The sequence below is a fragment of the Rahnella aquatilis CIP 78.65 = ATCC 33071 genome (assembly GCF_000241955.1).
In the GTDB taxonomy this organism is placed as follows: Bacteria; Pseudomonadota; Gammaproteobacteria; order Enterobacterales; family Enterobacteriaceae; genus Rahnella; species Rahnella aquatilis.
In genome coordinates this window covers 3,049,186-3,075,161 of record NC_016818.1, presented here as the reverse complement: position 1 = coordinate 3,075,161, position 25,976 = coordinate 3,049,186, and the positions used below count along the sequence as shown (strand labels likewise).

Here is a 25,976-nt window from a genome sequence, read left to right as displayed (position 1 = left end):
GGCGTTTACTTATTGTTAAATAAATGCGGTCTACAGTCGTTACCGGTTAATTACCTTTTTGGGATAGCGTAATGGAAAACTTTTTGCCTTTTTCCCGTCCGTCTATGGGCGAAGAAGAAATAGCTGCAGTGGGGCAGGTTTTACGCTCTGGCTGGATCACCACCGGGCCACAGACCCATCAGCTTGAACAGGATTTTTCTGCCACTTTCGGTTGTAAGCATGCTATCGCCGTCAGTTCTGCGACTGGCGGCATGCATGTCACCCTGATGGCGCTTGGCATCGGCCCTGGCGATGAAGTGATTACGCCTTCTCAAACCTGGGTTTCAACCATCAACATGATCGTCCTGCTCGGCGCAGAACCGGTCATGGTGGATGTTGATCCTGACATGTTGATGGTCAGTGCCGAAGCGGTTGCCGCAGCCATAACGCCAAAAACCAAAGCGATTATTCCTGTTCATTACGCCGGTGCGCCTTTGGATCTTGACCCTATTTATGCCGTGGCAAATCAGCATGGTATTGCGGTGATAGAAGATGCCGCGCACGCTGCAGGCACAAAATATCGTGACCGCTGGATTGGCGCGCAGGGAACGGCAATCTTCTCGTTCCACGCCATTAAAAATATGACCTGCGCTGAAGGCGGTCTGATTGCCACGGATGACGATGCTCTGGCTGAAAAAGTACGGGCACTGAAATTCCACGGTCTGGCTGTTGATGCATTTGATCGTCAGGTGTTGGGGCGTAAACCGCAAGCTGAAGTGGTCGAACCCGGCTTTAAATACAATCTCTCCGATATTCATGCCTCTGTCGCTGTCGTACAGCTTAAGCGTCTGGCACAAATGAATGCCCGTCGGGCGGAGCTGGCACAGCGTTATCTGGATAAATTAAAGGGTTCACCGTATCTGCCAATGAATGTGCCCGCTTACCCGCATCTGCATGCCTGGCACTTATTCATGATACGTGTGGACGAAGCGCGTTGTGGTATCAGCCGTGACGCACTGATGGAACGCCTGAAAGAGCAGGGTATCGGAACCGGTTTACATTTCCGTGCTGCTCACACTCAAAAATATTATCGCGAACGTTATCCGCACCTGAGCCTGCCAAACAGCGAATGGAATTCGGCGCGTTTGTGCAGTTTGCCGCTGTTCCCTGATATGCAGGACAGCGACGTTGACCGCGTTGTCGCGGCTCTTTTTTCCCTTCTGGAGGCGCAGTAGTGGCGCATTACGAACCTATTCGTAAAGTCTCGGTAGTTATCCCGGTCTACAACGAAGAAGAAAGCCTGCCGGCGTTGCTTTCCCGCACGCAGGCCGCTTGTCAACAATTAACCCAGCAATACGAAATTATTCTGGTGGATGACGGCAGCTCCGACAGCTCCGGCGATATGCTTTCTGCCGCCGCCGAACAACCTGACAGCCATATCATCGCTGTTTTACTCAACCGTAACTATGGTCAGCACTCCGCGATAATGGCCGGTTTCAGCCATGTTACGGGGGATCTGGTTATTACCTTAGATGCTGATCTGCAGAACCCGCCGGAGGAAATTCCGCGTCTGGTTGCTAAGGCGGATGAAGGTTATGACGTTGTCGGCACCGTGCGTGCTAACCGTCGTGACTCCTGGTTCCGTAAAACGGCATCAAAGATGATCAACATGATGATCCAGCGCGCCACCGGCAAATCGATGGGTGACTACGGCTGTATGTTACGGGCTTATCGCCGTCACATCATTGAAGCCATGCTGCACTGCCATGAGCGCAGTACGTTCATTCCTATTCTGGCTAACACATTCGCGCGCAAAACCGTGGAAATTCCTGTTCAGCATTCCGAGCGTGAATTTGGTGATTCCAAATACAGCCTGATGAAACTGATCAATCTGATGTATGACCTGATCACCTGCCTGACGACAACACCCTTGAGAATGCTCAGCGTTGTCGGCAGTGTGATTGCCATCTTCGGTTTCGTTCTCGCGGTATTTCTTATTTTAATGCGCCTTATTAATGGCCCTGAGTGGTCCGCGGAAGGCGTATTCACGCTATTTGCATTGTTATTCATGTTTATCGGTGCGCAGTTTGTCGGTATGGGATTACTCGGTGAATACATCGGGCGGATCTATAACGATGTTCGTGCGCGTCCCCGTTATTTCGTTCAAAAAGTCGTCGGCGTTCGTTCCGAAGATAACAGTCAGGAAGAAGAGTGATGAAAGCGATTGTATTTGCCTATCATGATATTGGTTGTGTTGGTTTACAGGCTCTGGTTGACGCGGGTTACGATGTTCAGGCGGTTTTCACCCATACTGATTCCCCGAATGAGAACCAATTCTTTTCTTCCGTTGCGCGTCAGGGTGCTGAATTGGATTTGCCTGTTTATGCGCCTGAAGATGTTAACCATCCATTGTGGGTCGACCGCATCCGTGCTTTACAGCCCGATATTATTTTCTCCTTCTACTACCGCAATATGTTGAGCGAAGAGATTTTATCTCTGGCACCGCAGGGTGGCTTCAATCTGCATGGTTCATTGTTGCCACGTTATCGCGGTCGCGCGCCGGTTAACTGGGCGCTTCTGAATGGCGAAACTGAAACGGGCGTGACCTTGCATAAAATGGTCAAACGTCCTGACGCAGGCGACATCGTTGGTCAGCGTAAAGTGGCTATTACTGCCGATGATACTGCGCTGAAACTTCATGCCAAAGTGCGTGAAGCGGCTAAAGCCTTACTGACGGATGTGCTGCCTGAAATGAAGGCGGGCAACATCACCCTGACCCCGCAAGATGAAACGCAGGCCAGCTACTTTGGCCGCCGTACTGCGGCAGACGGTGAAATTCACTGGCACAAATCTGCCACAGAAATCAATAACCTGATCCGTGCGGTGACTGAACCCTACCCGGGTGCGTTCTCTTATCTGGGACAGCGTAAACTGACTATCTGGCGTGCACGTCCGCTGGCAACTCAGCACGACAAACAACCGGGCACTGTGCTTTCTTCTGATCCGCTGACCATCGCCTGTGGCGAAGGTGCGCTGGAAATTCTGGCCGGCCAGAGCGAAAACGGTCTGTATGTTCAGGGCTCCCGTCTGGCGCTGGAACTGGGCATTATGCCGGATATGCGCGTTGCTACGCTGCCAACGGCGGTGATGAAACGTCGTACCCGCGTTTTAATTCTCGGTGTGAATGGCTTTATTGGTAACCACCTGAGCGAGCGCCTGCTTCGCGAAGATCGCTATGAAATTTATGGTCTGGATATCAGCTCTGACGCTATCAGCCGTTTTATGGGCAATCCGCATTTCCACTTCGTGGAAGGTGATATCAGCATTCATTCAGAATGGATTGAATATCACATCAAAAAATGCGACGTCGTGCTGCCGCTGGTGGCTATCGCAACGCCAATTGAATACACCCGTAATCCGCTGCGCGTATTTGAACTGGATTTTGAAGAAAACCTGAAAATCGTCCGCGATTGTGTGAAATACAAAAAACGTATCATTTTCCCGTCAACGTCTGAAGTTTACGGGATGTGTGATGACAAAGAATTCGATGAAGATCATTCACGTCTGATTGTCGGTCCGATCAACAAACAGCGCTGGATTTACTCGGTTTCCAAGCAGTTGCTGGACCGGGTTATCTGGGCTTACGGCGCGAAAGAAGGCCTGAAATTTACCCTGTTCCGTCCGTTTAACTGGATGGGCCCACGTCTGGACAACCTGGATGCCGCGCGTATCGGCAGCTCCCGCGCCATTACCCAGCTGATCCTGAATCTGGTTGAAGGTTCACCGATCAAACTGGTGGATGGTGGCGAGCAGAAGCGCTGCTTCACGGATATTAACGACGGTATCGAAGCGTTGTTCCGCATTATCGAAAACCGCGACAACTTGTGTGATGGTCAGATCATCAACATCGGTAACCCGACCAACGAAGCGAGCATTCGTGAACTGGCAGAAATGCTGCTGAGCAGCTTTGAATCGCATCCGCTACGCGCGCAGTTCCCGCCGTTCGCCGGTTTCAATCTGGTGGAAAGCAGCACTTATTACGGTAAAGGCTATCAGGACGTGGAGCATCGCACGCCGAGCATCAAAAATGCCCGTCGTCTGCTGAACTGGAAACCGGAAATTGGCATGGATAAAACCGTTGCTGAAACCCTGGATTTCTTCCTGCGTTCAGTAAATCCTGACGCTGACAAAGCCTGAAACGGTGCCCGTCATGAAGAAAGTGGGTCTGCGCATTGATGTGGATACCTGGAGTGGCACCCGCGAGGGTGTCCCTCAGCTTCTGCAAACCCTTGCAAATCATAAAATTACCGCCAGTTTCTTCTTCAGCGTTGGCCCGGATAATATGGGGCGCCATTTATGGCGCCTGCTTAAACCGCGCTTCCTGTGGAAAATGCTGCGCTCTAATGCAGCGTCTCTTTACGGCTGGGATATCTTACTGGCAGGCACTGCGTGGCCGGGTAAACTTATCGCGCGTGACCTCGGTTATCTGATGAAAGAAACCGCAAAACGCGGGCATGAAGTCGGGCTGCACGCCTGGGATCATCAGGGCTGGCAGGCCAATGTCGGGAAATGGTCCGGGGAACAGATGGAAGAACAAATCAGGCTGGGGCTGGAGGCGCTCGAAAAAAGTCTGGGTCATGACGTTGAATGTTCGGCAGTCGCAGGCTGGCGTGCCGATGAGCGGGTCATTGAAGTCAAAGAACGTTTCCATTTTTACTACAACAGTGATTGCCGCGGAACGCGACCTTTCCTGCCCGTACTGGAAAATGGGACACCGGGCACCGTGCAGATCCCCGTGACATTACCGACTTACGACGAAGTGGCTGGCGGCGAGATTAATGCAGATAACTTCAACGACTTTATTCTTGATGCTATTGCGAAAGATAATGGTGTGCCGGTTTATACCATTCATGCCGAAGTGGAAGGCATGTCACTGGCTAAACAGTTCGATGAATTATTAACCCGTGCATCCGCACAGGGGATCCAGTTTTGTGCGCTGGGTGAGTTGTTGCCGCAAGATCTGAGTACATTGCCAAGAGGCAAAGTGGTTCGCGCCAGTTTTCCGGGTCGGGAAGGCTGGTTAGGCTGTCAGCAAGAAGGTTTTTCCTGATGTCGAAAACAATTAAAGGCGTGTGGGGCACTCTGATTTTAGTGTTCTTTGCACTGATTTACCTTGTTCCTCTTAATACCCGTCTCTTATGGCAACCCGATGAAACCCGTTACGCAGAAATCAGCCGCGAAATGCTCCAGCGCGGCGACTGGGTGGTACCGCATCTTCTCGGGCTGCGATATTTTGAGAAACCTGTCGCAGGATACTGGTTTAATAATATCAGCCAGATGATTTTTGGTGACAGCAACTTTGCGGTGCGTTTTGGTGCGGTATTCAGCACGGCGCTCAGCGCCATTCTGGTGTTCTGGCTTGCACATCTTATGTGGCGTAACCGCCAGACGGCTTACACGGCGGCGTTGATTTATCTGTCCATGGCGCTGGTCTTCGGCATCGGAACTTACAGCGTGATGGATCCGATGATCACGTTGTGGATGACGGCTGCAATGGTCGCAAGCTATTTCTGCCTGCGGGTCTCGCGCGCCTCTCATAAAGCCCTGAGCTGGATAGTTCTCGGGCTGGCCTGCGGTATGGGCTTTATGACCAAAGGTTTTCTGGCACTGGCGTTACCGGTGATTGCCCTTCTGCCGGTTATCTGGCGCGAAAAGCGTTTCAAAACCCTGTTTGGTTGGGGGCCAGTGGCGATTGTGAGCGCGGCGGTACTGAGCCTGCCATGGGTGCTGGCGATAGCACACCGCGAGCCGGACTTCTGGAACTACTTCTTCTGGGTTGAGCATATTCAGCGTTTCGCAGAGGCCGATGCTCAGCACAAGGCACCTTTCTGGTATTACCTGCCGGTACTGTTTCTGGGCGCGCTGCCGTGGCTCGGGTTGTTACCGGGAGCACTGCGGGCGGGCTGGACTAAACGGGTCATGCGTCCGGAATTATTCTTCCTGTTTAGCTGGGCAATCATGCCGCTGATTTTCTTCAGCGTTGCTAAAGGTAAATTGCCGACTTACATTTTGCCGTGCTTTGCGCCGCTTGCCCTGCTGATGGCGGATTATTTGGGTAATATCCGTGAGTCAGGGAAATTACGGGCACTGAAAGCCAATGGCGTCATCAATATCGTGTTTGGCATTCTGCTGGCTGCGGCGGTTCTGGTGGTCTCGGGCATATTGCCTTTCCACATCAAAGCCGTGTTCAGCCGTCCGGAGTTGCCACATGCACTGATAGGTATTTTGTGTTTTGCAGTGTGGGCGCTGGCAGGCGCAATATCGCTGACGGATTTGAAAAAGCGCTGGTATTGGGCTGCCCTTTGCCCGCTGGTGCTGGCGTTGCTTATCGGACAGGCTATTCCGAAAAAAGTAATGGATTCCAAGCAGCCGCAACCCTTTCTGACGCAAAATATGGCGTTGCTGAAAGACAGCCGGTATGTGCTGACAGATAACGTCGGTGTGGCAACTGCCATTGCGTGGACACTCAAGCGCAGCGATATTCTGATGTTTGATGAAAAGGGTGAGCTGCAGTACGGTCTGAGCTATCCGGATGCCAAAGACAATTTTGTTGATGCGGCGCATTTCTCACAATGGCTGCAACACGCGCGTCAGCAAGGAAACGTCTCTCTCATCCTCAGGCTTGACCGCAATGCTGGGGTGAAATCCTCTCTGCCTCCTGCAGATCGAACGGTGCGGGTCGACCGGCAGGCGCTGTTATTCTACAAAAAACTGCCATGACCGGTTTCCTTCTGGTTCTTGCCGTCAGCGTCATCACCTGTGCCGGTCAGCTTTGTCAGAAGCAGGCCGCACTGGTGGCTGCGGCGGGTATGGCGGGGGTTTTACGCTGGCTCGGGCTGGCGATATTATTGCTCGGTATCGCCATGCTGTTGTGGTTGCGGGTCTTACAATTACTGCCGCTGAGTCTGGCTTATCCGATGCTCAGTCTGAATTTCGTCTTAATCACGCTGTGTGCCCGCGGGTTCTTTGGTGAGATTGTCGATGGCCGCCACTGGTGCGGCGTCGCGCTGATCATGTGTGGCATAGCACTTATGAGTATCAGCCTATGAAGGGATATCTGTGGGGCGCGGGGAGTGTGTTGCTGGTCACGGCGGCACAATTGCTGATGAAATGGGGCATGGTGCAGATCCCGTTGTTTTCACTGTCGGCTGTAAACACTTCCTTTATTCTTAGCCATTTACATGCCCTGATTGCCGTTTTTCTCGGGCTGTGTGGCTATGTATTATCAATGGGATGCTGGTTTTTTGCGTTGCGTTACCTGCCGCTCAACCGGGCGTATACCTTACTCAGTCTGAGTTATGCGCTGGTGTATGTTGCCGCCGTCACTCTGCCCTGGTTCAATGAAAGCATCAGCTTAAGTAAAACAATGGGCGGCTTGCTTATCCTGTCAGGTGTCTGGCTTATCCACAGTAAGCCGGTAAAAAAATCCCATTAAAGGGTTTTTATGACGATAAAAAACATCATTAAACATTGGATGACGGATAAAATAGCGCTAAATTCTATTAGCTCTTAGATAACGGCGACTTATCCGGCACGCGTAAACCTTCGCGTCTGATCATGCCGTGACGCTATTCGAGAAGGAATGCACTATGCGCTGCCCGTCCGTATCCATGTATTCCCTGCTGGCTGTTGCCGCATTAATTCTTAACGGTTGCAGCAGCCATGCTCCGCCGCCGAGCGGCAGGTTTGCCGATTCTATTACTGTCGTGGCCGAGCTTAACGACCAGCTCAGCCAGTGGCACGGTGCCCCGTATCGTTACGGCGGATTACAACCGAGCGGCGTCGACTGTTCGGGTTTTGTCTTCCGCACTTACCGTGACCGATTTGGCGTCGTGCTGCCGAGAACGACCGCTGACCAGACCAAAATTGGCACCAAAGTGCCACGTGATGAGTTGTTGCCCGGCGACTTAGTCTTCTTCAAAACCGGCAGCGGTGAAAATGGTCTTCACGTCGGTATTTATGACACGGCCGATCAGTTCATTCACGCGTCGACCAGCCAGGGCGTGACCCGTTCTTCACTCGATAACGTTTACTGGCGTAAAGTGTACTGGCAGGCGCGCCGCATCTGACGCGGCGCCAGATCACATTCCCCCTGATTTCACTGCGTATTTCATCCTGTTTTTTGCTGTTATTATCCGGGCAGACTCTTTCAGGATGAATATGCAATGAAACCTCTCAGACTATTACTTTCCGATTCTTACGATCCCTGGTTCAATCTGGCTGTAGAAGACTGTATTTTCCGCGAGATGACCACGCAGCGCGTGTTGTTCCTCTGGCGGAATGCCGAAACGGTGGTTATCGGGCAGGCGCAGAATCCGTGGAAAGAATGCAATACCCGCAGAATGGAAGAAGACGGTATTCGTCTGGCGCGACGCAGCAGTGGCGGCGGAGCGGTTTTTCACGATCTGGGGAATACCTGTTTCACCTTTATGGCGGGCAAGCCGGAATATGATAAAAGCGTTTCAACCGGCATTATACTCAATGCATTAAAGAGCCTGGGCATCGATGCCAGCGCATCGGGTCGTAACGATCTGGTGGTTCAGACGCCGGAAGGCGAGCGGAAAATTTCCGGTTCCGCCTATCGTGAAACGGCCGACCGCGGCTTCCATCATGGCACGTTACTGCTTAATGCCGATCTTAGCCGTCTCGCTAATTATCTCAATCCGGACGTCAAAAAGTTACAGGCGAAAGGGATCACTTCGGTGCGCTCGAGGGTTGCAAATCTTAATGAGTTTGTGCCGGATATCAGTCATGAGCAAATTTGCGAAGCTGTCACCGAAGCGTTTTTTGACTGGTATGGTGCGCAAGCAGAACCTGAAATCATCTCTCCGGACGTGTTTCCGGATATTCCTGGCTTCCCCGAACGATTTGCCAAACAAAGCAGCTGGGAATGGAATTTCGGCAAAGCACCGGCATTCAGCCACTTGCTGAACGAACGGTTTGTCTGGGGCGGTGTGGATATCCACTTTGATGTGGAGAAGGGTAATATCAGCCGTGCGCAGATTTTCACCGACAGCCTTAATCCAGCCCCGTTGCTGGCGTTAGCCGGAAAACTGGCCGGTACGCGCTATCACGCGCAGGACGTCGGGCAAACTTGCCAGCGCATCATTAATCAATATCCGGCGATGCAGGCAGAACTTACTGAACTGCAAAACTGGCTGGTGCGCTGTATCCGATAACGGAGAGAACACCGGAGGCTGATGCCAGGCGGGCCTCCGGCGGTTGTTGCACTTCATCACGTCTGAACCCTTTCTCAGCAATGATTAAGCTGGCAGATGACGCATAATTTCTGCTTTATTATTGCGACAGAAAAATCATCTATGATTTTTAAAAAACCTGGCAGTGAATGCTGGCACTTGCACAATATTTCATAAGTGACTATAACCATTAGCTAAAATATTTAGTAACATGTGTTATGTACATCAGCATAAAACACAGCAAAAATTCTTGTTAAAAATGACCGGTAGCACTCATACGGCAAGTTGCACGTTTTTATCTCTGACGATAAGATTAGTCTGAAATTGCTGGACTGAATGGCATAAACCTTAATAAGAAGGCGGCAAGAAGAAGGGTGTCTTAAAAATTTTTGATTTCGCAGCTGTTCGCCTGGTCGTCGCAACAGACTTACAACCGGACAGGTTCTTTCTTGATATCAATTTCTCTAATATTTCGGTTTCGCCTCGGGGCCCCGGTATCTTTATGATCTGATTGATTGTCAAAAAAGTTATTAATCAATTAGCCGTGCCGTTGATGTTTTGGACAAAAATGAAAATACAATTCGATACGGCCTTTAACAGCAGCTATCTGTGCCAGCCGGTCTACACTACTGAAGGGAAATTACTCGCCGTAGAATTGATTTGCCGTTTTTCCAGCGCAGACAGCAAGTTAGTGATGCCTACAGAACTGGTACTGAACCTGTTAACACCGCAGCAGTTATTACGGTTTCTTAATGAGCAACAGATATGGGCGGGTGAGCATGCCCGATGGTTTAGCGATAATCAGGTTATTTTGAATATTAGTGTTGAGGAAAGACAGGTGGCCTTATTACTGGAAGATGAAAATCTCCGCAAGGCTTTCAGCACGCATACTTTCATTCATCTTAATCTGAGTGAGTCATTCCCGCGTCTTTCCGAAGGCAGGAATAACCTGCAACTTGTTGCATTGAAGCAATATTTCCCGCTGTGGCTGGAAAACTTCGGGTCAGGCACCATTAATATGGTGCCCATTTTTGACCATCTTTTTCAGTGGGTGAAGCTCGACAAAAATCTTTTCTGGCAGCTCTATGAGGGAGAACATTTCACTATTGTCATGCCATCGCTGGTACGAAATGTTAACCGTTTTTGCCGGAATATTGTGATCGACGGGCTCGACACTCAGGACTATTTTGACGCGTTACGCAAAGCGGATATACAAGGGGTGAAGGGGTTGTTATGGCCTGGCGTTGACCCCGCCGAACTGAACAGTCTGCTTGTGCGGCCAGCTCAATTTCACTGATCGCAGATCGTTTCATTCTCAGGATCCCGGCCAGCGCCTGCTATGCCGGGTTTTTTATAACTTAAGGTAATAATCTCCCTGCGTTCTCTCCGTGTTAATTATCGCCCCGCAGTCCTACACTATTAAAAAGGGGGATTTATGCCGCAATTTGAACATCATTATGCTGACCAGTTGCCTGGCTTTTATACGCAACTGCAACCGACGCCGCTAAAAGGCGCAAGGCTTCTTTACCACAGCGAACCACTGGCGCGAGAACTGGGACTGGATGAATCACTTTTCGGTGCTGAACATCGTCAATACTGGTGCGGTGAAAAATTCTTCCCTGGCATGCAGCCTCTGGCTCAGGTTTACAGCGGGCATCAGTTCGGCCAGTGGGCCGGACAACTGGGTGACGGACGCGGTATTTTACTGGGCGAACAGGTTTTACCTTCCGGAAAACGGTTCGACTGGCATCTGAAAGGGGCAGGGCTGACCCCTTATTCACGAATGGGTGATGGTCGGGCGGTTTTGCGCTCCGTTGTTCGTGAGTTTCTCGCCTCTGAAGCGCTGCATCATTTATCGGTGCCCACAACGCGGGCGCTGACGATTGTCACCAGCGATGAGCCGGTTTTTCGCGAGCAGCCTGAGCGCGGCGCAATGCTGATCCGCGTGGCGGAAAGCCATGTCCGCTTTGGTCACTTTGAACACTTCTACTACCGTAAACAACCTGAGCAGGTAAAGCAGCTGGCAGATTATGTCATCGCACACCACTGGCCGCAGTTGCTGGAAAGTGAACCGGTGGCGGCATTACGCTACCAGCAATGGTTTACCGGGGTGGTAGAGCGCACTGCCCGGCTGATGGCGCAATGGCAAAGTATTGGTTTCGCCCACGGTGTGATGAATACCGACAATATGTCCATTCTCGGGCTGACTATCGATTACGGCCCTTACGGTTTCCTCGACGATTATCAGCCGGGTTATATCTGCAACCATTCCGATCATCAGGGGCGTTATAGCTACGATAATCAGCCGGCGGTAGCGTACTGGAATCTGCATCGTCTGGCACAGACGTTATCCGGCCTGATGTCAGCGGAACAGCTACAAACCGCGCTTGGCGAGTATGAACCTGCGCTGATGAGAGCCTATGGCACGCTGATGCGCGGCAAACTGGGCTTCTTCACAGAGAATAAACAAGATAACGATCTGCTGACCGGATTGTTGAGCCTGATGGCGAAAGAGGGCAGGGATTTCACCCAGACCTTCAGGTTGCTCAGCCAGACAGAACAACAGCAAGCCGCGTCGCCTTTGCGGGATGAGTTCATCGACCGTCAGGCTTTCGACAGCTGGTATCAGGCTTATCGTCAGCGCTTACAAACGGAAGATATTGGTGATGCAACGCGGCAGGACGCCATGAAACAAAGTAATCCGCGTATTATTTTGAGAAACTATCTGGCGCAGAAAGCCATTGAAAGGGCTGAAGCGGATGACATCAGTGCGCTGGAGCAACTTCATCAGGCATTACGTGATCCTTACAGCGATGCGCCTCAGTATGACGAGATGGCGGCATTACCCCCTGACTGGGGTAAGCACCTCGAAATTTCCTGTTCGAGCTGATATAAAAAATGCCACATCCTGATGTGGCATTTTTACTGAACCCTCTCTACTGACGCAAGAAAATCTGCGGCAATGCGGTTTCCGGATGCGGGCAGACGTTCAAATCGGCCTGATACCAGCGGCTGAGTATGGCTTCGCTCAGTACGTCAGCGGGCGTCCCGCTGGCAACCACTTTTCCGCTGTGCAATAAAATAATCCGGTCGGCATACAACGCCGCGAGATTGAGATCATGCAGCACGCAACATACCGCCAGCGGCGTTTGCCGGGTTAACTGTCGCAGTAAACGCAACGCGTGTTGCTGATGATATAAATCCAGTGCCGATGTAGGCTCATCCAGAAACAACCAGCGCGAGGAAGGTTCGGGTTGCCAGAGCTGGATCAGCACCCGCGCAAGCTGAACCCGCTGTTGTTCGCCACCTGATAAATGACGGTAATCCCTCTCTGCCAGATTCAGACAGTCAGTCTGCGTCATGACTTCAGTCAGTGCCCGTTGCAGATTTTGCTGACCGTGCGGTGAACGCCCGAGTGTCAGCACTTCCCGCACGCTAAAGCCAAACGCTAAGGTATTGTTCTGACGCATAACCGCCCGGGTGCGCGCCAGTTCCTGTGCTGGCCAGTCATTGAGTTGCCTTCCCTGAAGCGAAATCTGCCCCGCTTGTGGCATCAGGTATCCGGTCAGCATACGCATCAGTGTTGATTTTCCGGTACCGTTTGGCCCAATCAGCGCCACCATCTCTCCGCTTTGCAAGCTGAGTGAAACATCGTCAATTAACCGGCGGCCGTTGACGGAATACGTCAGGTTTTCTGCAACCATGGATGAAGTGAAATCAGACATTACGCGTAACCCCCGGGCGCAGGATCAGCCATAAGAAATACGGGCCACCAATCAGGCTGGTTAACAATCCCACGGGCATTTCTGCCGGAGCAACCAGGGTCCGGGCCAGCGTGTCAGCCAGCAAAAGCAGGCAGGCGCCCGCCATGGTCGATCCCGGTAAGAGCCAGCGGTGGTCGGCGCCAATACGCATCCGCAACAGATGCGGGATCACCAGACCGATAAAGCCAATCACACCGGAAACCGCGACAGCAGCCCCGACCAGCAGGGCGCTCAGCAGCAATAATTGCAATTGCGTACGGCGGACATTCACACCGAGATAGTGCGCATCTTCTTCACCTAATTGCAGAATATTCAGGCGCCGCGCCATAAACAGCGCCGCAATACAGGCAGGCAGGATCAGCGAAGATGCCACGGCCAGTGTAGGCCATTGCGCCTGCCCGAGACTGCCCATGCTCCACAGTGAAAACTGGCGTAGCTGCTGATCATCGCTGACGTAGGTCAACACGCCGACAGCAGCCCCGCACAACGCATTGATGGCAATACCGGCGAGAAGTAAACGCGATAATCCGCCATGGCCGAAACGGCTCAGCGTAAAGACGATAGCTGAAATTGCCAGACTGCCGACAAATGCGCTGATCATATGGCTGTAAAGGGCCAGTAATGGCGGCAATGCCAGCGGCATCACAATGGTCAGTGCAACCGCCAGCGCCGCGCCGCTGCTAATGCCAAGCAGACCGGGGTCTGCCAGCGGGTTACGAAATAAACCCTGCATCACCGCACCGGAACTGGCCAGCGCGCAACCGACTATCACAGCCAGCAACACGCGGGGAAGGCGGATTGTCAGCCAGACTTGCCACAAACTGTCGTCAAACGGGCGTGCGAGCAGCGTTCCCAGCGACAGTGACATCGCACCGGTATTGGTTGCCATCACGGCCAGCACCAGCAGCGCGCCGCCGAGGCCAATCAGCGCCCAAACCGGTGAGCGGCGACGTGACGGCACCGGAGGGCTCATGCTGCTCATTTTGCCTGTTCCGCCGCATGACGAAGTTGTGCCATCACCGCAGGCGTTTGCAAACCAAAGCCCAGCAGGGACATATCATCGATAACCAGCACACGCTTATTTTTGCCCGCAGGCGTCATGGCAACACCCGGCAGTTTCCACACCTGTTCCATTCCACCAAGGGTTTTAACACCGTCCGCGGTCAGTAAAAGGATATCCGGTGCACTGGCGATCACACCCTCCTGTGACAGCGGCCGATAACGGCTGAAGCCTTGCATCGCGTTTTTCGCCCCGACAGACGTGATCATGGCGTCTGCCGCAGTACCCTGGCCCGCAGCCATAGAGGTCATGCCACCGTGACTCATCACAAACAGCATTTTTACCGGCAAAGGATCGTGGTGAATAGCTGAAATCTGCGAACGATAGTCCGCGATCAGTTTTTCACCTTCTGCCTGACGGTTCAGTGCCGCCGCAATCACTGTTATTTTACGCGGGACGGTTTCAGCAGAAGGTGTTCCCGGCACACGAACCACTTTTACACCGTTCTGCTCAAGCTGCTTTAAAACCAGTGACGGTTCTGCCAGCTCGCTGCTCAGTACCAGCGACGGGTGCATAGATAAAATCCCTTCGGTATTAAGCTGACGCATATAACCGACGTCCGGCAGACCCAGTACCGCCTGCGGACGCAAGCTGGTACTGTCGCGGGCGACCATTTCGTTGCCCGCACCGAGTGCGTAAATAATCTCGGTGACGTCACCGCCAATACTGACCAGCTTTTCAGCGGCATGCAGCGCCGGAGTCGCCAGCAATGCTGTAACAGCGGCCAGCATTTTCAACGTTTTTTTCATGCTGCCACACCTTCGCTGCTAAGTTGCGCCAGCTGTTCCCGCCACTGAGTTTGTTCAGGGGTGCCTTCGGTACGCTGACCGTAAAGTTGCGCGATCTGGGTGCCGTCAGCGGCAAACAATTCCAGGCTGGTCACGAAACCGTCTTTGGTCGGCTTACGGGTGATCCAGCTTTCTGCGATAGCACTTTCCACCAGATGCAGAGTGAACTGCTTGTTGAAGACGTTGATCCACTCTCCGTGCGGCATGACCTTTTCGATCTGTCCGGTGAAAATTTGTACGCAACCACGGTTGCCCACAAAAATCATAATTTCGTTTTGGTCATCTTTGGCGATATTCAGTAAACGCGTCAGTGAGCCGTTATCCACTCGCCATGCCAGATCGTCCCCGACGGCTTTGAATGCTTGCTGGCGGGTGACGTCGTGGCGTTTCAGCAACTGGAAGAACTGATGAACGTCGGTCATTGCGCGCCATTCAGTATCGAGAGTGCGGGTATCTGCGGCCATCGGGGCCGGCGTTTCAGGAACTGCCTCTATCTGCAACGGCGGATTGACGTCACTTTTGTACTGCGCAATCAGCGCATCCCATGCTGCCATGTCAGTTTCATCGGTGTTATACACTTTATGAACGGCATCACCGTGCGCATCGAAGAACTGAATGCTGTGACGGACGCTGCGGGCCGTGGTTTCTGACAGGCTGAAGATGTGCAGCCAGTGTTGCAGAAACAGACGCAGGTCCAGCGCGCGAGGATTAAGGATCAGACCGGCATGACCGCTCAGATGCTGATTCTCATAGCGGCCCTCCTGCTCGTGTACGGCAAAGTCGTTACGGGTAATCGATTTCGCGCCGCCCACATTTTCCAGAGCAGCCAGCAAGGTACGGGCATCAACATCCAGACGTGCCGCGTCATGAGAAACACGCAAAGCCGTTAACTCAGCTTCGCTGATGCCCAAAATCTCCGCCAGATCGCGGGCATATTTACCGGGATTCGCTTCTTTGGCCTGTAAATAGTCCTGATAGTGAACTGAATGCATTGCTGTCTCCTCGTTGTCTAGGTCATCCGCTAGCTGGCGGATAAAAACTTACGATGTTATGTGAATGATTTGTAAAAATATTTAGGGCAAAAGCGCGATTCACGCATGATTGGTAATGGGAATTAATATCAATTTGATAATCATTATCAAATCATTACCTAAACACATCAAGGAAATTTTTGTGGCTGGCATGTAATTCTGTGGCGTTAACCCCTTAATTTAAGAGGGGAAGCAGGCGAGTCAGTGAGAGAAAGTATCAGAGCGGACAGGGCGTTAGTGCGCTGTTATCGTAAAAAAGGGCAACCAACGTTGCCCTTAAGAAGGTTACAGCAAAGTGATCAAAACCGGCTGTTTGTGGCCTGCGCGAGCATTGAGAGCAATGTCTCAGTGTCTTCCCAACTCAGACAAGGGTCGGTAATCGATTTGCCGTAAACCAGAGGCTGGCCGGGAACGATAGGCTGTGTGCCTTCAACCAGGAAACTTTCCGCCATGATGCCCGCAATGGCAGTTGAACCGCTGATGATCTGCTGGCAAATATCTTCTGCCACGTCGAGTTGACGGCGGTGCTGTTTCTGGCAGTTGCCATGACTGAAATCGACCACAAGATGCTGAGGCAAATCGAATTCCGCCAGATTCAGACAGGCTTGTTCGAGGTCATCCGCATGATAATTTGGCTTCTTACCTCCGCGCATAATCACATGACCATAAGGATTGCCGGCGGTACGGTAAATAGTCATCTGACCATTTTTATCCGGTGACAGGAACATATGGCTGGTACGTGACGAACGGATAGCGTCGATGGCGATGCGGGTATTCCCGTCAGTCCCATTTTTAAAACCCACAGGACAGGAAAGCGCCGAGGCCATTTCGCGGTGGATCTGGCTTTCTGTGGTACGTGCACCGATGGCCCCCCAGCTGATCAGGTCGGCAATATATTGTCCGATCACCATATCAAGGAATTCGGTCGCAGTCGGGATGCCCAGTTGGTTAACGGTCAGTAATACCTTACGCGCCAGTTCAATGCCGTCATTAACACGGCAGGAACCGTTCAGTTCAGGGTCTGAAATCAGGCCCTTCCAGCCGACAACGGTACGTGGTTTTTCAAAGTACGTACGCATGACGATTTCCAGGCGATCCTGATACTTTTCACGCAGTACGCTGAGTTTGCCCGCGTAATCAATAGCCGCTTCTATATCGTGGATTGAGCAGGGCCCAACAACGACCAGCAACCGCCGATCTTCACCGCTGATAATCTTTTCAATTCGTTTACGTGATTCCATCACGTGTTGTGCCACCGACGGGGAAATTGGCAATTTGTCTGCCAGTGCCTGAGGCGTAATCAGGCTGTCGATGCGCGTCGTACGCAGTTCATCTGTTTGTGACATCGTGTTCTCGAAAATTTGTTTCTTCTCTGCGGCAGGAATACCGGGAAGTGATGCCGGTCACAATAACGCAAAAACCGATGAATTCAACCACTGTCAGCAGGATATGCCATCCACATCAGTAAAAAGGATTCAGAACATACGGCGGCTCATGCCGAAGCTGTCCATGATCTTTGCCGAAATTTCCTCGACGGAATAATTGGTACTGTTGAGGTAGCGGATCTGGTTTTTACGAAATAAGGCTTCTACTTCAGAGACTTCCATCCGACACTGGCGCAAAGATGCATAGCGGCTGTTTTCAACCCGTTCCTGGCGAATTGCCGTCAGGCGCTCCGGGTCAATCGTCAGGCCAAACAGCTTATGCATATATGGCTTTAACGCGGCAGGTAACTGGATATTGTCCATGTCGTCGGCGGTAAATGGATAGTTAGCTGCGCGGATACCAAACTGTAATGCCAGATAAAGGCTGGTCGGTGTTTTACCGCAGCGTGAGACACCCAGTAAAATCACTTGAGCCTGATCGAGGTTGCGCAGGGAAATGCCGTCGTCATGGGCCAGGGTGTAATCAATCGCGGCAATGCGTGCATCGTATTTAGTGATATTGCTGGCGGTCAGGCCATGCGTCCGGTTGGCAATGGGAGTGGGATCGACGCCCAGTTCATTCTGTAAGGGGGCGACCAGTGACTGGACAATGTCCTGACAGAAACCTTCACTGCCTTTAATGATGTCGCGGATATTGGGTGAAATGATGGAATAAAACACCAGCGGCCGGGCACCGGTTTTCTCAAAAATTTCATTAATTTGCCGGCAGACGGCTTTGGCACGTTCTTCACTTTCGACAAAGGGGAGAGAGTAGGTTGTGGCGTTTACCGGAAATTGTGAAAGTACGGCGTGGCCCAAAACCTCTGCTGTAATCGCGGTACCGTCTGAAATGTAAAATACGCATCTGTCCACAAACTGCTCCTGAGTTGTCACACTTCATTTATCTTCAATTTATCGCTTATTTAGTAATAACCAGAATTTCAGGAAATAAAAAGCGGATTTCACCCGCCTGTCGATGTTCTGTTCATGACTGCGAGACAGTGCGCAAAATGACTGTAATAAATGAAATGCTATTTTAAATTTTCCACGATGTCTCGCAGCTTTTTGATTTGCTTCAGCCTAACTTCAGCAGCCCTGTTAACATTGATTCCGTGGCGAAACTAACGAGAACTTCTTACTGATTCATAAGGAATAATCTTGTTTTCCATCACGCGCGTCCTTTTGCTGCGCTGGAATTGTCCTAAACAAAAATAGTTTGATTTGCTGGATCGATTCACCTGTCCATCTCTTATGGAGCATTATGCTAATCTCAAAATGACAGCGTTGTTAAATGACAGAAAAAGCGTCGCTGACAATGACTCGACAACCGGTTTGCACGCCTACTGACTTTTACTGTAAATAAATAAGAAAGGATTGTTTCATGGCTCATCTCGATCCCGATTTACGCAATGTTATCTGGTACAACCAACTGGGTATGAAGGACGTTGATAAAGTCGGGGGCAAGAACGCATCCCTCGGGGAAATGATCACCAATTTGTCTGATCTGGGTGTTTCAGTTCCAAATGGTTTTGCAACGACTTCTCAGGCATTCAATGATTTTCTCGATCAGAGCGGTGTAAACCACCGTATCCATGAGTTGCTGGATAAAACGGATGTTGACGATATCGGGCAATTAACCCAGGCGGGCATGCAAATCCGCCAGTGGATCATTGAGACGCCATTCCAGCCTGAACTTGAGAAATCCATCCGCGAGGCCTATCAGCAACTTGCTGACGGTGAGCCTGATGCGTCATTCGCTGTGCGTTCTTCTGCAACAGCCGAAGACATGCCGGATGCGTCATTTGCCGGACAACAGGAAACCTTCCTGAATGTTCAGGGGTTTGACGCCGTACTGACCGCCGTGAAACATGTTTATGCTTCCTTATTTAATGACCGTGCCATTTCTTATCGTGTGCATCAGGGCTACGACCATCGTGGTGTGGCGCTTTCTGCGGGTGTACAGCGCATGGTGCGTTCTGATCTCGCTTCTGCAGGCGTAATGTTCACCATTGATACCGAGTCTGGTTTTGATCAGGTGGTCTTTATCACCTCGGCTTATGGTCTGGGTGAAATGGTCGTTCAGGGCGCGGTTAACCCTGATGAATTTTATGTACATAAACCGACCCTGGAAAAGAATAAGCCTTCTATTGTCCGTCGCACGATGGGCTCGAAGAAAATTCGCATGGTATATGCGCCGAGCCAGGAACATGGCAAACAGGTACAGATTGAAGATGTGCCTGCTGAACTGAGCACCCGTTTCTCCCTGACGGATGACGAAGTGCAGTCACTGGCCCGTCAGGCATTACTGATTGAAAAACACTATGGCCGCCCGATGGATATCGAATGGGCGAAAGATGGCCATAACGGCAACCTTTATATCGTGCAGGCGCGTCCGGAGACGGTTCGTTCCAACGGTCAGGTGATGGAACGCTATCAGCTGAATGGCAGCAGCAAAGTGCTGGTTGAAGGCCGCGCTATCGGCCATCGCATCGGGGCCGGGCCGGTGAAAATCATTCATGATATCAGTGAAATGCACCACGTTAAGGCGGGTGATATTCTGGTGACCGACATGACGGATCCTGACTGGGAGCCCATCATGAAAAAGGCATCGGCAATTGTCACCAACCGCGGGGGCCGTACCTGTCACGCCGCTATTATTGCGCGTGAACTGGGTATTCCTGCGGTAGTCGGTTGTGGTGATGCCACTGAAAAACTCACAGAAAACCAGAAAGTGACGGTTTCCTGTTCTGAAGGCGATACCGGTTATGTCTATCAGGATGAGCTGGACTTCACCGTCCAGAGTTCTGAAATTGATGAACTGCCAACATTACCGCTGAAGATCATGATGAATATCGGCAACCCCGATCGCGCGTTCGACTTCGCCTGTCTGCCGAATGAAGGTGTCGGGCTGGCGCGTTTAGAATTCATCATTAACCGCATGATTGGTGTGCATCCAAAAGCCTTGCTGGAGTTTGATCAGCAGCCGGCGGAATTGCAGGAAACCATCAATAAGATGATTCAGGGCTATGACAGCCCGCGTGAATATTATGTGGCACGCCTGACGGAAGGGATCGCAACGCTTGGCGCAGCATTCTGGCCGAAACGGGTGATTGTGCGTCTGTCCGACTTTAAGTCGAATGAATACGCCAATCTGGTCGGCGGCGAAAAATACGAGCCTCACGAAGAAAACCCGATGCTCGGCTTCCGTGGCGCGGGTCGTTATGTCTCCGACAGCTTCCGTGATTGTTTTGCGCTGGAATGTGAGGCCATGAAACGCGTGCGTAATGATATGGGGCTGACCAACGTTGAAGTGATGATCCCGTTTGTACGTACCGTGGCACAGGCTGAAGCTGTCGTGAAAGAGCTGGCGAATCAGGGGCTGAAACGGGGCGAAAATGGCCTGAAAGTGATCATGATGTGTGAAATCCCGTCAAATGCCTTACTGGCAGATCAGTTCCTTGAGCATTTTGACGGTTTTTCTATAGGTTCTAATGATATGACTCAGCTCGCGCTGGGGCTGGATCGTGATTCCGGCGTGGTTTCTGAACTCTTTGATGAACGAAACGAAGCCGTTAAAGCGCTTTTATCGATGGCCATCAAAGCCGCTAAGAAACAGGGGAAATATGTCGGTATTTGCGGGCAAGGACCTTCAGATCATCAGGACTTCGCACAATGGCTGATGGAAGAGGGAATCGACAGTTTGTCACTGAATCCGGATACCGTTGTACAAACCTGGCTGGCGTTAGCTGAAAAGTAAATAAACTCCTAATGCCCGACATTAAAGGCTGTCACTTTCATGTGGCGGCCTTTTTTTTACGCGGATATAAGTTACGGCAATAAAAAATAATGGGTATCGGGTTGCATGATAAAGAGAAGGATGAGGTAAAGAAATAAAAAAAAAGCCCGTCATAGAAGACAGGCAAAGACTACACACAGCAATTTGGGATATACCAGCTTAGGGGGAAGCTTGTATATAAATCAGTGGGTTGAAATCCGAACTGTTAATAATACTAAGTTTCTCAAGGTATTTAGTCTGTAAGAATTCTCCTAATAGGTATTATTCTCATGCTAATTGATGAGAAGAAGTGTTGAGTGTGAGTAATTCAGGAAAAAAGCGGGAATAAAGAAAAAGGCGCTGCCCGGTTGAATTACCAGGGCAACGCCTGTGGTCAGTTAAAGCGCAATGAAATTATTCATCCAGCGCTTTCAGTGCTTCTTCAGGTTTCATATCAGGCTCAGGAGCCTCATGAACCCAAAGCGAAATCAGACGGTATGAGACGGCCAGCACGACCGGTCCGATAAACAGGCCAATCATGCCAAAAGCAAATAAGCCACCAATAACACCGGACAAGATAAGCAGCATCGGTAAATCTGCCCCCATGCGGATCAGAACCGGGCGCAGCACGTTATCCAGAGAGCCGACCACACAACTCCATACCAGCAAGACGGTGCCCCAGGTATTGTCGCCGGACCAGTACAGCCAGATGATGGCAGGGATCAGCACCAGCAACGGCCCGATTTGCGCAACGCAGCACACGAACATCACGACAGTCAGCACAGTGGCATAAGGAATACCAGCGATTGCCAGCCCGATGCCGCCAAGAACGGACTGCACAATTGCGGTGACAACCACACCCAGCGCCACGGCGCGAATTGCTTGTCCGGCTAAAATAACCGCAGCATCACCGCGTTCAGCGGCAAGACGAACGGCGAAATGACGGATCCCCATCGCAACCTGTTCGCCACGGCTATAGAGAAGGGCGCTGAATAACAGCATCAGCGAACAGTGCACAATGAAGCGTCCAAGATGCCCGGCCTGGACGACGAACCACGACGCAGTTTGCCCGACATAAGGCTGCAGTTTGCCCATCAGTGCGTTACCGCCACCGTTAATCAGCGCATGCCAGCCAATGTAAAGTTTATGTCCAACCAGAGGAATAGAATTTAACCAGTGGAAATCAGGCATGTGCAATATAGACGGATTGCTCGCAATAGCGACCAAAGGCGCTCCATTTTCAATGGCACTGCTGACCAGTAAGGCAATAGGCAAAACGAATAAAAGGATCAGCAGGAGTGTCATGATAATGACTGCGAGAAAACGGCGTCCCCACAGGATCCTTTGTAGTTTTATCATCAGCGGCCAGGTGGCGATAACCACCATGCCAGCCCAGGCGAAGCCCAAAATAAAAGGCTGAACAATCCAGATACTGGCGATCGTCATCAGGGCGATAAACAGTACCCCGAACATAATCTGGGGCAAGTCATAACGTTTAATTGGGAGATTCATTCATGTTTCTCAATGTGATAAACGAAGTCAGGCACGAACCCTGTGCCTCCAAACACTATCTTCATAAAAAGCATGCTAAAAATAAGCATGGAACATACGGCTGCTTTTGGATAGCCCGCCACACAATTAGTTGCAAGGCGTTGCTGCCGTACGTGCTTTTTGCGGCATGTCATGAAACATCTGCAACAAAGATGAACCAGACGGAGCGCTTAAAAACGAAGTATGTTAGTTTTTATTCCAGATAAAGAACAGGGTGGATCTGCCCGGCAGATCCGGCAGGTCGCCTCGGGCCCGCCAGGCATACAACAAAGACAGAGTCATAATTCAATGATCCCACAGATTTCTCAGGCACCGGGTGTCATCCAGCTGGTGCTCGATTTTTTGGACGCGTTAAAAAGTAACGGTTTTACGGGTGATGTCACAACAAGTTATGCCGACAGGCTGACGATGGCGACGGACAACAGTGTCTATCAGTTGCTGCCGGACGCGGTCTTATTCCCGATAGCAACGTCAGATGTTGCATTGATTGCCCGTCTGGCCGGGCAGGAACGTTTTAAAACGCTTGTTTTCACGCCGCGCGGAGGCGGTACCGGGACTAATGGTCAGTCACTGAACCGTGGCATTGTGGTTGATATGTCCCGTCATATGAACCGCATTCTGGATATCAACCTGGAACAAGGCTGGGTTAAAGTTGAGGCCGGGGTTATCAAAGATCAGCTTAATGATTATCTGCGTCCGTTCGGCTTTTTCTTCTCGCCTGAGTTATCAACCAGTAACCGTGCGACGCTGGGGGGCATGATTAATACCGATGCATCTGGTCAGGGCTCGCTGGTTTACGGCAAAACGTCTGACCACGTTCTCGGTGTTCGTGCGATTGTGCTCGGTGGCGATATGCTGGATACCACTGCTATACCGACGGCGCTGGCGGAAAAGCTGGGTGAAGAAGATTCGGTCATCGGGCGGATTTACCGCACCGTACTGGACAGTTGTCGTGATAACCGCGCGCTGGTGCTTGAAAAATTCCCGAAACTTAACCGCTTCCTCACAGGTTACGATCTGCGGCATGTGTTGAGTGACGATCTGCAAACCTTCAACCTGACACGCATCCTGACCGGTTCAGAAGGCTCGCTGGCCTTTATCACCGAAGCACGTCTGAATATCACGCCAATCCCCAAAGTGCGTCGTCTGGTCAATATCAAATACGATTCCTTTAACTCAGCGTTACGCAACGCTCCTTTTATGGTGGAAGCCAGGGCGCTGTCGGTTGAAACCGTGGATTCCAAAGTGCTGAATCTGGCGCGTGAAGACATTGTCTGGCACAGCGTTCGTGATTACATCACGGATGTTGAAGGCAAAGACATGCAGGGGCTGAACATTGTTGAGTTCGCCGGAGATGATGCCGACCTGATTGAAACTCAGGTCAGTGCGTTGTGTGAACGCCTTGATAGCCTGATAAGTGATCAAGAGGGCGGTGTTATTGGCTATCAGATTTGCGCTGATCTGCCTGGTATTGAGCGCATTTATACGATGCGCAAGAAAGCTGTTGGCCTGCTGGGTAATGCAAAAGGGCAAGCTAAACCGCTGCCGTTTGCAGAAGACACCTGCGTGCCTCCTCAGCATCTGGCGGATTATATTGTCGAATTCCGTGCGCTGCTCGACAGTCATCATCTCAGTTATGGCATGTTCGGGCACGTAGATGCGGGTGTATTGCATGTGCGTCCGGCACTGGACATGTGTGACCCGCAGCAGGAGATATTACTCAAACAAATCTCCGATGAAGTCGTCGCCCTGACTGCTAAATACGGGGGGTTGCTATGGGGAGAACATGGCAAAGGTTTCCGTGCAGAATACAGTCCGGCATTTTTTGGTGAAGCGCTGTTCCATGAATTACGCCGGATCAAAACTGTATTCGATCCGGATAACCGTCTGAATCCCGGCAAAATCTGTGCGCCGCTTGAGTGCGACGAACCGATGATGAAAGTCGATGCGCCAAAACGCGGAACCCTGGATCGCCGTATTCCGCTGGCAGTCCGTCAGTCATTCCGCGGTGCGATGGAATGTAACGGTAACGGTCTGTGCTTTAACTTTGATGTGAAAAGCCCGATGTGTCCGTCGATGAAAATCACCGGCAGCCGTATCCACTCACCAAAAGGTCGCGCGGGCCTGGTACGTGAGTGGTTGCGTTTATTGTCGGAACAAGGTGTCGATCCGCTGGCGCTTGAGCATGCGCTGCCGGAAAAAGGCATGAGTTTCCGCAGCCTGATCGAGCGTACGCGCAACACCTGGCATGCCAATAAAGGCGAATATGATTTCTCACATGAAGTGAAAGAGGCAATGTCCGGCTGTCTGGCCTGTAAAGCCTGCTCGACGCAGTGCCCGATAAAAATTGATGTACCGGGCTTCCGCTCGCGTTTCCTGCAGCTTTATCACACGCGCTATCTGCGCCCGGCACGCGATCATTTTGTTGCGAGCGTGGAAAGCTACGCTCCCCTGATGGCCAAGGCCCCAAAAGTGTTCAACTTTTTCCTCAGGCAGCCCTGGTTGCGTGAGATGAGCCGGAAAAGTATCGGCATGGTAGATTTGCCTTTGCTGTCTTCTCCGACGCTTCGCGAGCAGTTATCAGGGCATCGCGCCAGTACAATGACCCTTGAACAACTGGAAGCCATTCCGCCTGCACGGCGTGGTGAGTACGTGCTGGTAGTACAAGATCCGTTTACCAGTTTTTATGATGCACAGGTCGTTGCTGATTTTATCCGTCTGATTGAAAAACTGGGTCTTAAACCGGTTCTGTTGCCTTTCTCACCTAATGGCAAAGCGCAGCACATAAAAGGTTTCCTGACCCGATTTGCCAAAACAGCCAGGAAAACGTCGCTGTTCCTTAACCGTGTATCACAGCTGGGAATGCCGATGGTGGGTGTCGATCCTGCGCTGGTATTGTGTTACCGCGATGAATATCAGGAAATTCTCGGTGACACGCGCGGTTCGTTCCAGGTTCAGCTTGTGCATGAATGGCTGGACGCCTGGCTGGCTGAGCGTCCGGCACAACAGCAAAGTGGCGAGTCCTGGTATCTGTTCGGACATTGTACGGAAAGTACTGCCTTGCCGAACAGCAGCAAACAGTGGAGCGACATCTTTGCGCGCTACGGTGCTAAGCTGGAAAATATCAGTGTCGGTTGCTGCGGAATGGCAGGCACGTACGGTCATGAAACCAAAAATCTCGAAAACTCACTGGGGATTTATGAGCTTTCCTGGCATACCTCTTTGCAACGGTTGCCACGCCAGCGCTGTCTGGCAACCGGTTATTCCTGCCGCAGTCAGGTAAAACGAATCGAAGGCAACGGCGTTCGCCATCCGCTGCAGGCACTGCTGGAAATCATCCCCTAACA

Annotated in this window: 20 protein-coding genes and 1 other RNA gene; 13 read left to right on the top strand and 8 right to left on the bottom strand. The window is 51.5% G+C overall.

Annotated elements, in window-relative coordinates:
- Nucleotides 1–71 precede the first annotated feature (71 nt).
- The 11 genes from arnB (at nt 72) to RAHAQ2_RS13735 (ending at nt 12,126) form a co-directional block, all read left to right on the top strand.
- Nucleotides 72–1,214, top strand: a complete 1,143-nt coding sequence (arnB, locus tag RAHAQ2_RS13785) for a UDP-4-amino-4-deoxy-L-arabinose aminotransferase (RefSeq protein WP_015697829.1) — start codon at nt 72–74, stop codon at nt 1,212–1,214.
- Complete coding sequence (arnC, locus tag RAHAQ2_RS13780; protein ID WP_015697828.1) at nt 1,214–2,194, top strand: undecaprenyl-phosphate 4-deoxy-4-formamido-L-arabinose transferase; 981 nt, start codon at nt 1,214–1,216, stop codon at nt 2,192–2,194. The genes arnB and arnC overlap by 1 nt, the downstream gene beginning before the upstream one ends.
- The gene (gene arnA / locus RAHAQ2_RS13775; RefSeq protein WP_015697827.1) at nt 2,194–4,176 is read left to right on the top strand and encodes a bifunctional UDP-4-amino-4-deoxy-L-arabinose formyltransferase/UDP-glucuronic acid oxidase ArnA; all 1,983 of its coding nucleotides are present in this window, start codon (nt 2,194–2,196) and stop codon (nt 4,174–4,176) included. The genes arnC and arnA overlap by 1 nt, the downstream gene beginning before the upstream one ends.
- A 13-nt stretch (nt 4,177–4,189) precedes the next feature.
- The gene (arnD, locus tag RAHAQ2_RS13770) at nt 4,190–5,089 is read left to right on the top strand and encodes a 4-deoxy-4-formamido-L-arabinose-phosphoundecaprenol deformylase (RefSeq protein ID WP_015697826.1); all 900 of its coding nucleotides are present in this window, start codon (nt 4,190–4,192) and stop codon (nt 5,087–5,089) included.
- Nucleotides 5,089–6,759 carry a lipid IV(A) 4-amino-4-deoxy-L-arabinosyltransferase gene (gene arnT / locus RAHAQ2_RS13765; protein ID WP_015697825.1) on the top strand — a complete coding sequence of 557 codons (1,671 nt, stop codon included), beginning with the start codon at nt 5,089–5,091 and terminating at the stop codon, nt 6,757–6,759. The genes arnD and arnT overlap by 1 nt, the downstream gene beginning before the upstream one ends.
- A complete protein-coding gene (gene arnE, locus RAHAQ2_RS13760) occupies nt 6,756–7,088 on the top strand; it encodes a 4-amino-4-deoxy-L-arabinose-phosphoundecaprenol flippase subunit ArnE (protein ID WP_015697824.1) in 333 nt (110 codons plus the stop codon). The genes arnT and arnE overlap by 4 nt, the downstream gene beginning before the upstream one ends.
- The gene (gene arnF, locus RAHAQ2_RS13755; RefSeq protein ID WP_015697823.1) at nt 7,085–7,474 is read left to right on the top strand and encodes a 4-amino-4-deoxy-L-arabinose-phosphoundecaprenol flippase subunit ArnF; all 390 of its coding nucleotides are present in this window, start codon (nt 7,085–7,087) and stop codon (nt 7,472–7,474) included. The genes arnE and arnF overlap by 4 nt, the downstream gene beginning before the upstream one ends.
- Nucleotides 7,475–7,628: 154 nt before the next feature.
- Nucleotides 7,629–8,108 (top strand): NlpC/P60 family protein, encoded by a 480-nt coding sequence (locus tag RAHAQ2_RS13750; RefSeq protein WP_015697822.1) that lies wholly within the window; start codon nt 7,629–7,631, stop codon nt 8,106–8,108.
- 96 nt (nt 8,109–8,204) lie between these two features.
- On the top strand, nt 8,205–9,218 hold the full coding sequence (locus tag RAHAQ2_RS13745; RefSeq protein WP_015697821.1) for a lipoate--protein ligase: 1,014 nt from the start codon (nt 8,205–8,207) through the stop codon (nt 9,216–9,218).
- 529 nt (nt 9,219–9,747) lie between these two features.
- Complete coding sequence (locus RAHAQ2_RS13740; protein ID WP_238532033.1) at nt 9,748–10,533, top strand: EAL domain-containing protein; 786 nt, start codon at nt 9,748–9,750, stop codon at nt 10,531–10,533.
- Between the two features lie 138 nt (nt 10,534–10,671).
- Complete coding sequence (locus RAHAQ2_RS13735) at nt 10,672–12,126, top strand: protein adenylyltransferase SelO (protein WP_015697819.1); 1,455 nt, start codon at nt 10,672–10,674, stop codon at nt 12,124–12,126.
- Between the two features lie 46 nt (nt 12,127–12,172).
- Here RAHAQ2_RS13735 and RAHAQ2_RS13730 read toward each other — a convergent pair whose 3' ends face one another.
- The 6 genes from RAHAQ2_RS13730 to ppsR form a co-directional block, all read right to left on the bottom strand.
- Nucleotides 12,173–12,961: a heme ABC transporter ATP-binding protein gene (locus tag RAHAQ2_RS13730; protein WP_015697818.1), complete on the bottom strand. Its 789-nt coding sequence runs from the start codon at nt 12,959–12,961 to the stop codon at nt 12,173–12,175.
- On the bottom strand, nt 12,954–13,982 hold the full coding sequence (locus RAHAQ2_RS13725) for a FecCD family ABC transporter permease (protein WP_015697817.1): 1,029 nt from the start codon (nt 13,980–13,982) through the stop codon (nt 12,954–12,956). The genes RAHAQ2_RS13730 and RAHAQ2_RS13725 overlap by 8 nt, the downstream gene beginning before the upstream one ends.
- Nucleotides 13,979–14,809, bottom strand: coding sequence for a heme/hemin ABC transporter substrate-binding protein (locus RAHAQ2_RS13720; protein ID WP_015697816.1), 831 nt, complete (start codon nt 14,807–14,809; stop codon nt 13,979–13,981). The genes RAHAQ2_RS13725 and RAHAQ2_RS13720 overlap by 4 nt, the downstream gene beginning before the upstream one ends.
- Nucleotides 14,806–15,840, bottom strand: coding sequence for a hemin-degrading factor (locus RAHAQ2_RS13715; protein ID WP_015697815.1), 1,035 nt, complete (start codon nt 15,838–15,840; stop codon nt 14,806–14,808). Before RAHAQ2_RS13715 ends, RAHAQ2_RS13720 begins: the two co-directional genes overlap by 4 nt.
- 338 nt (nt 15,841–16,178) lie before the next feature.
- On the bottom strand, nt 16,179–17,225 hold the full coding sequence (locus RAHAQ2_RS13710) for a 3-deoxy-7-phosphoheptulonate synthase (protein ID WP_015697814.1): 1,047 nt from the start codon (nt 17,223–17,225) through the stop codon (nt 16,179–16,181).
- A gap of 129 nt (nt 17,226–17,354) precedes the next feature.
- Nucleotides 17,355–18,176, bottom strand: a complete 822-nt coding sequence (ppsR, locus tag RAHAQ2_RS13705) for a posphoenolpyruvate synthetase regulatory kinase/phosphorylase PpsR (RefSeq protein WP_015697813.1) — start codon at nt 18,174–18,176, stop codon at nt 17,355–17,357.
- Nucleotides 18,177–18,684: 508 nt separating this feature from the next.
- Between ppsR and ppsA the strand changes: the two genes are divergently transcribed.
- Complete coding sequence (gene ppsA, locus RAHAQ2_RS13700; RefSeq protein ID WP_015697812.1) at nt 18,685–21,060, top strand: phosphoenolpyruvate synthase; 2,376 nt, start codon at nt 18,685–18,687, stop codon at nt 21,058–21,060.
- Nucleotides 21,061–21,194: 134 nt separating this feature from the next.
- Here ppsA and rprA read toward each other — a convergent pair.
- An RNA gene (gene rprA, locus RAHAQ2_RS24995) (antisense sRNA RprA) lies at nt 21,195–21,305 on the bottom strand.
- Between the two features lie 187 nt (nt 21,306–21,492).
- Nucleotides 21,493–22,590, bottom strand: coding sequence for an AI-2E family transporter YdiK (gene ydiK / locus RAHAQ2_RS13695; RefSeq protein ID WP_015697811.1), 1,098 nt, complete (start codon nt 22,588–22,590; stop codon nt 21,493–21,495).
- Between the two features lie 327 nt (nt 22,591–22,917).
- Here ydiK and ydiJ point away from each other — a divergent pair, with 327 nt between their 5' ends.
- Nucleotides 22,918–25,974: a D-2-hydroxyglutarate dehydrogenase YdiJ gene (ydiJ, locus tag RAHAQ2_RS13690; RefSeq protein WP_015697809.1), complete on the top strand. Its 3,057-nt coding sequence runs from the start codon at nt 22,918–22,920 to the stop codon at nt 25,972–25,974.
- The last annotated feature ends 2 nt before the right edge of the window (nt 25,975–25,976 follow it).

Coding starts and splice junctions, on each gene's coding strand:
- arnB (WP_015697829.1), top strand. CDS start 72: ATGGAAAACTTTTTGCCTTTTTCCCGTCCGTCTATGGGCGAAGAAGAA.
- arnA (WP_015697827.1), top strand. CDS start 2,194: ATGAAAGCGATTGTATTTGCCTATCATGATATTGGTTGTGTTGGTTTA.
- arnD (WP_015697826.1), top strand. CDS start 4,190: ATGAAGAAAGTGGGTCTGCGCATTGATGTGGATACCTGGAGTGGCACC.
- arnT (WP_015697825.1), top strand. CDS start 5,089: ATGTCGAAAACAATTAAAGGCGTGTGGGGCACTCTGATTTTAGTGTTC.
- arnE (WP_015697824.1), top strand. CDS start 6,756: ATGACCGGTTTCCTTCTGGTTCTTGCCGTCAGCGTCATCACCTGTGCC.
- arnF (WP_015697823.1), top strand. CDS start 7,085: ATGAAGGGATATCTGTGGGGCGCGGGGAGTGTGTTGCTGGTCACGGCG.
- RAHAQ2_RS13750 (WP_015697822.1), top strand. CDS start 7,629: ATGCGCTGCCCGTCCGTATCCATGTATTCCCTGCTGGCTGTTGCCGCA.
- RAHAQ2_RS13745 (WP_015697821.1), top strand. CDS start 8,205: ATGAAACCTCTCAGACTATTACTTTCCGATTCTTACGATCCCTGGTTC.
- RAHAQ2_RS13735 (WP_015697819.1), top strand. CDS start 10,672: ATGCCGCAATTTGAACATCATTATGCTGACCAGTTGCCTGGCTTTTAT.
- RAHAQ2_RS13730 (WP_015697818.1), bottom strand. CDS start 12,961: ATGTCTGATTTCACTTCATCCATGGTTGCAGAAAACCTGACGTATTCC.
- RAHAQ2_RS13725 (WP_015697817.1), bottom strand. CDS start 13,982: ATGAGCAGCATGAGCCCTCCGGTGCCGTCACGTCGCCGCTCACCGGTT.
- RAHAQ2_RS13720 (WP_015697816.1), bottom strand. CDS start 14,809: ATGAAAAAAACGTTGAAAATGCTGGCCGCTGTTACAGCATTGCTGGCG.
- RAHAQ2_RS13715 (WP_015697815.1), bottom strand. CDS start 15,840: ATGCATTCAGTTCACTATCAGGACTATTTACAGGCCAAAGAAGCGAAT.
- RAHAQ2_RS13710 (WP_015697814.1), bottom strand. CDS start 17,225: ATGTCACAAACAGATGAACTGCGTACGACGCGCATCGACAGCCTGATT.
- ppsA (WP_015697812.1), top strand. CDS start 18,685: ATGGCTCATCTCGATCCCGATTTACGCAATGTTATCTGGTACAACCAA.
- ydiK (WP_015697811.1), bottom strand. CDS start 22,590: ATGAATCTCCCAATTAAACGTTATGACTTGCCCCAGATTATGTTCGGG.
- ydiJ (WP_015697809.1), top strand. CDS start 22,918: ATGATCCCACAGATTTCTCAGGCACCGGGTGTCATCCAGCTGGTGCTC.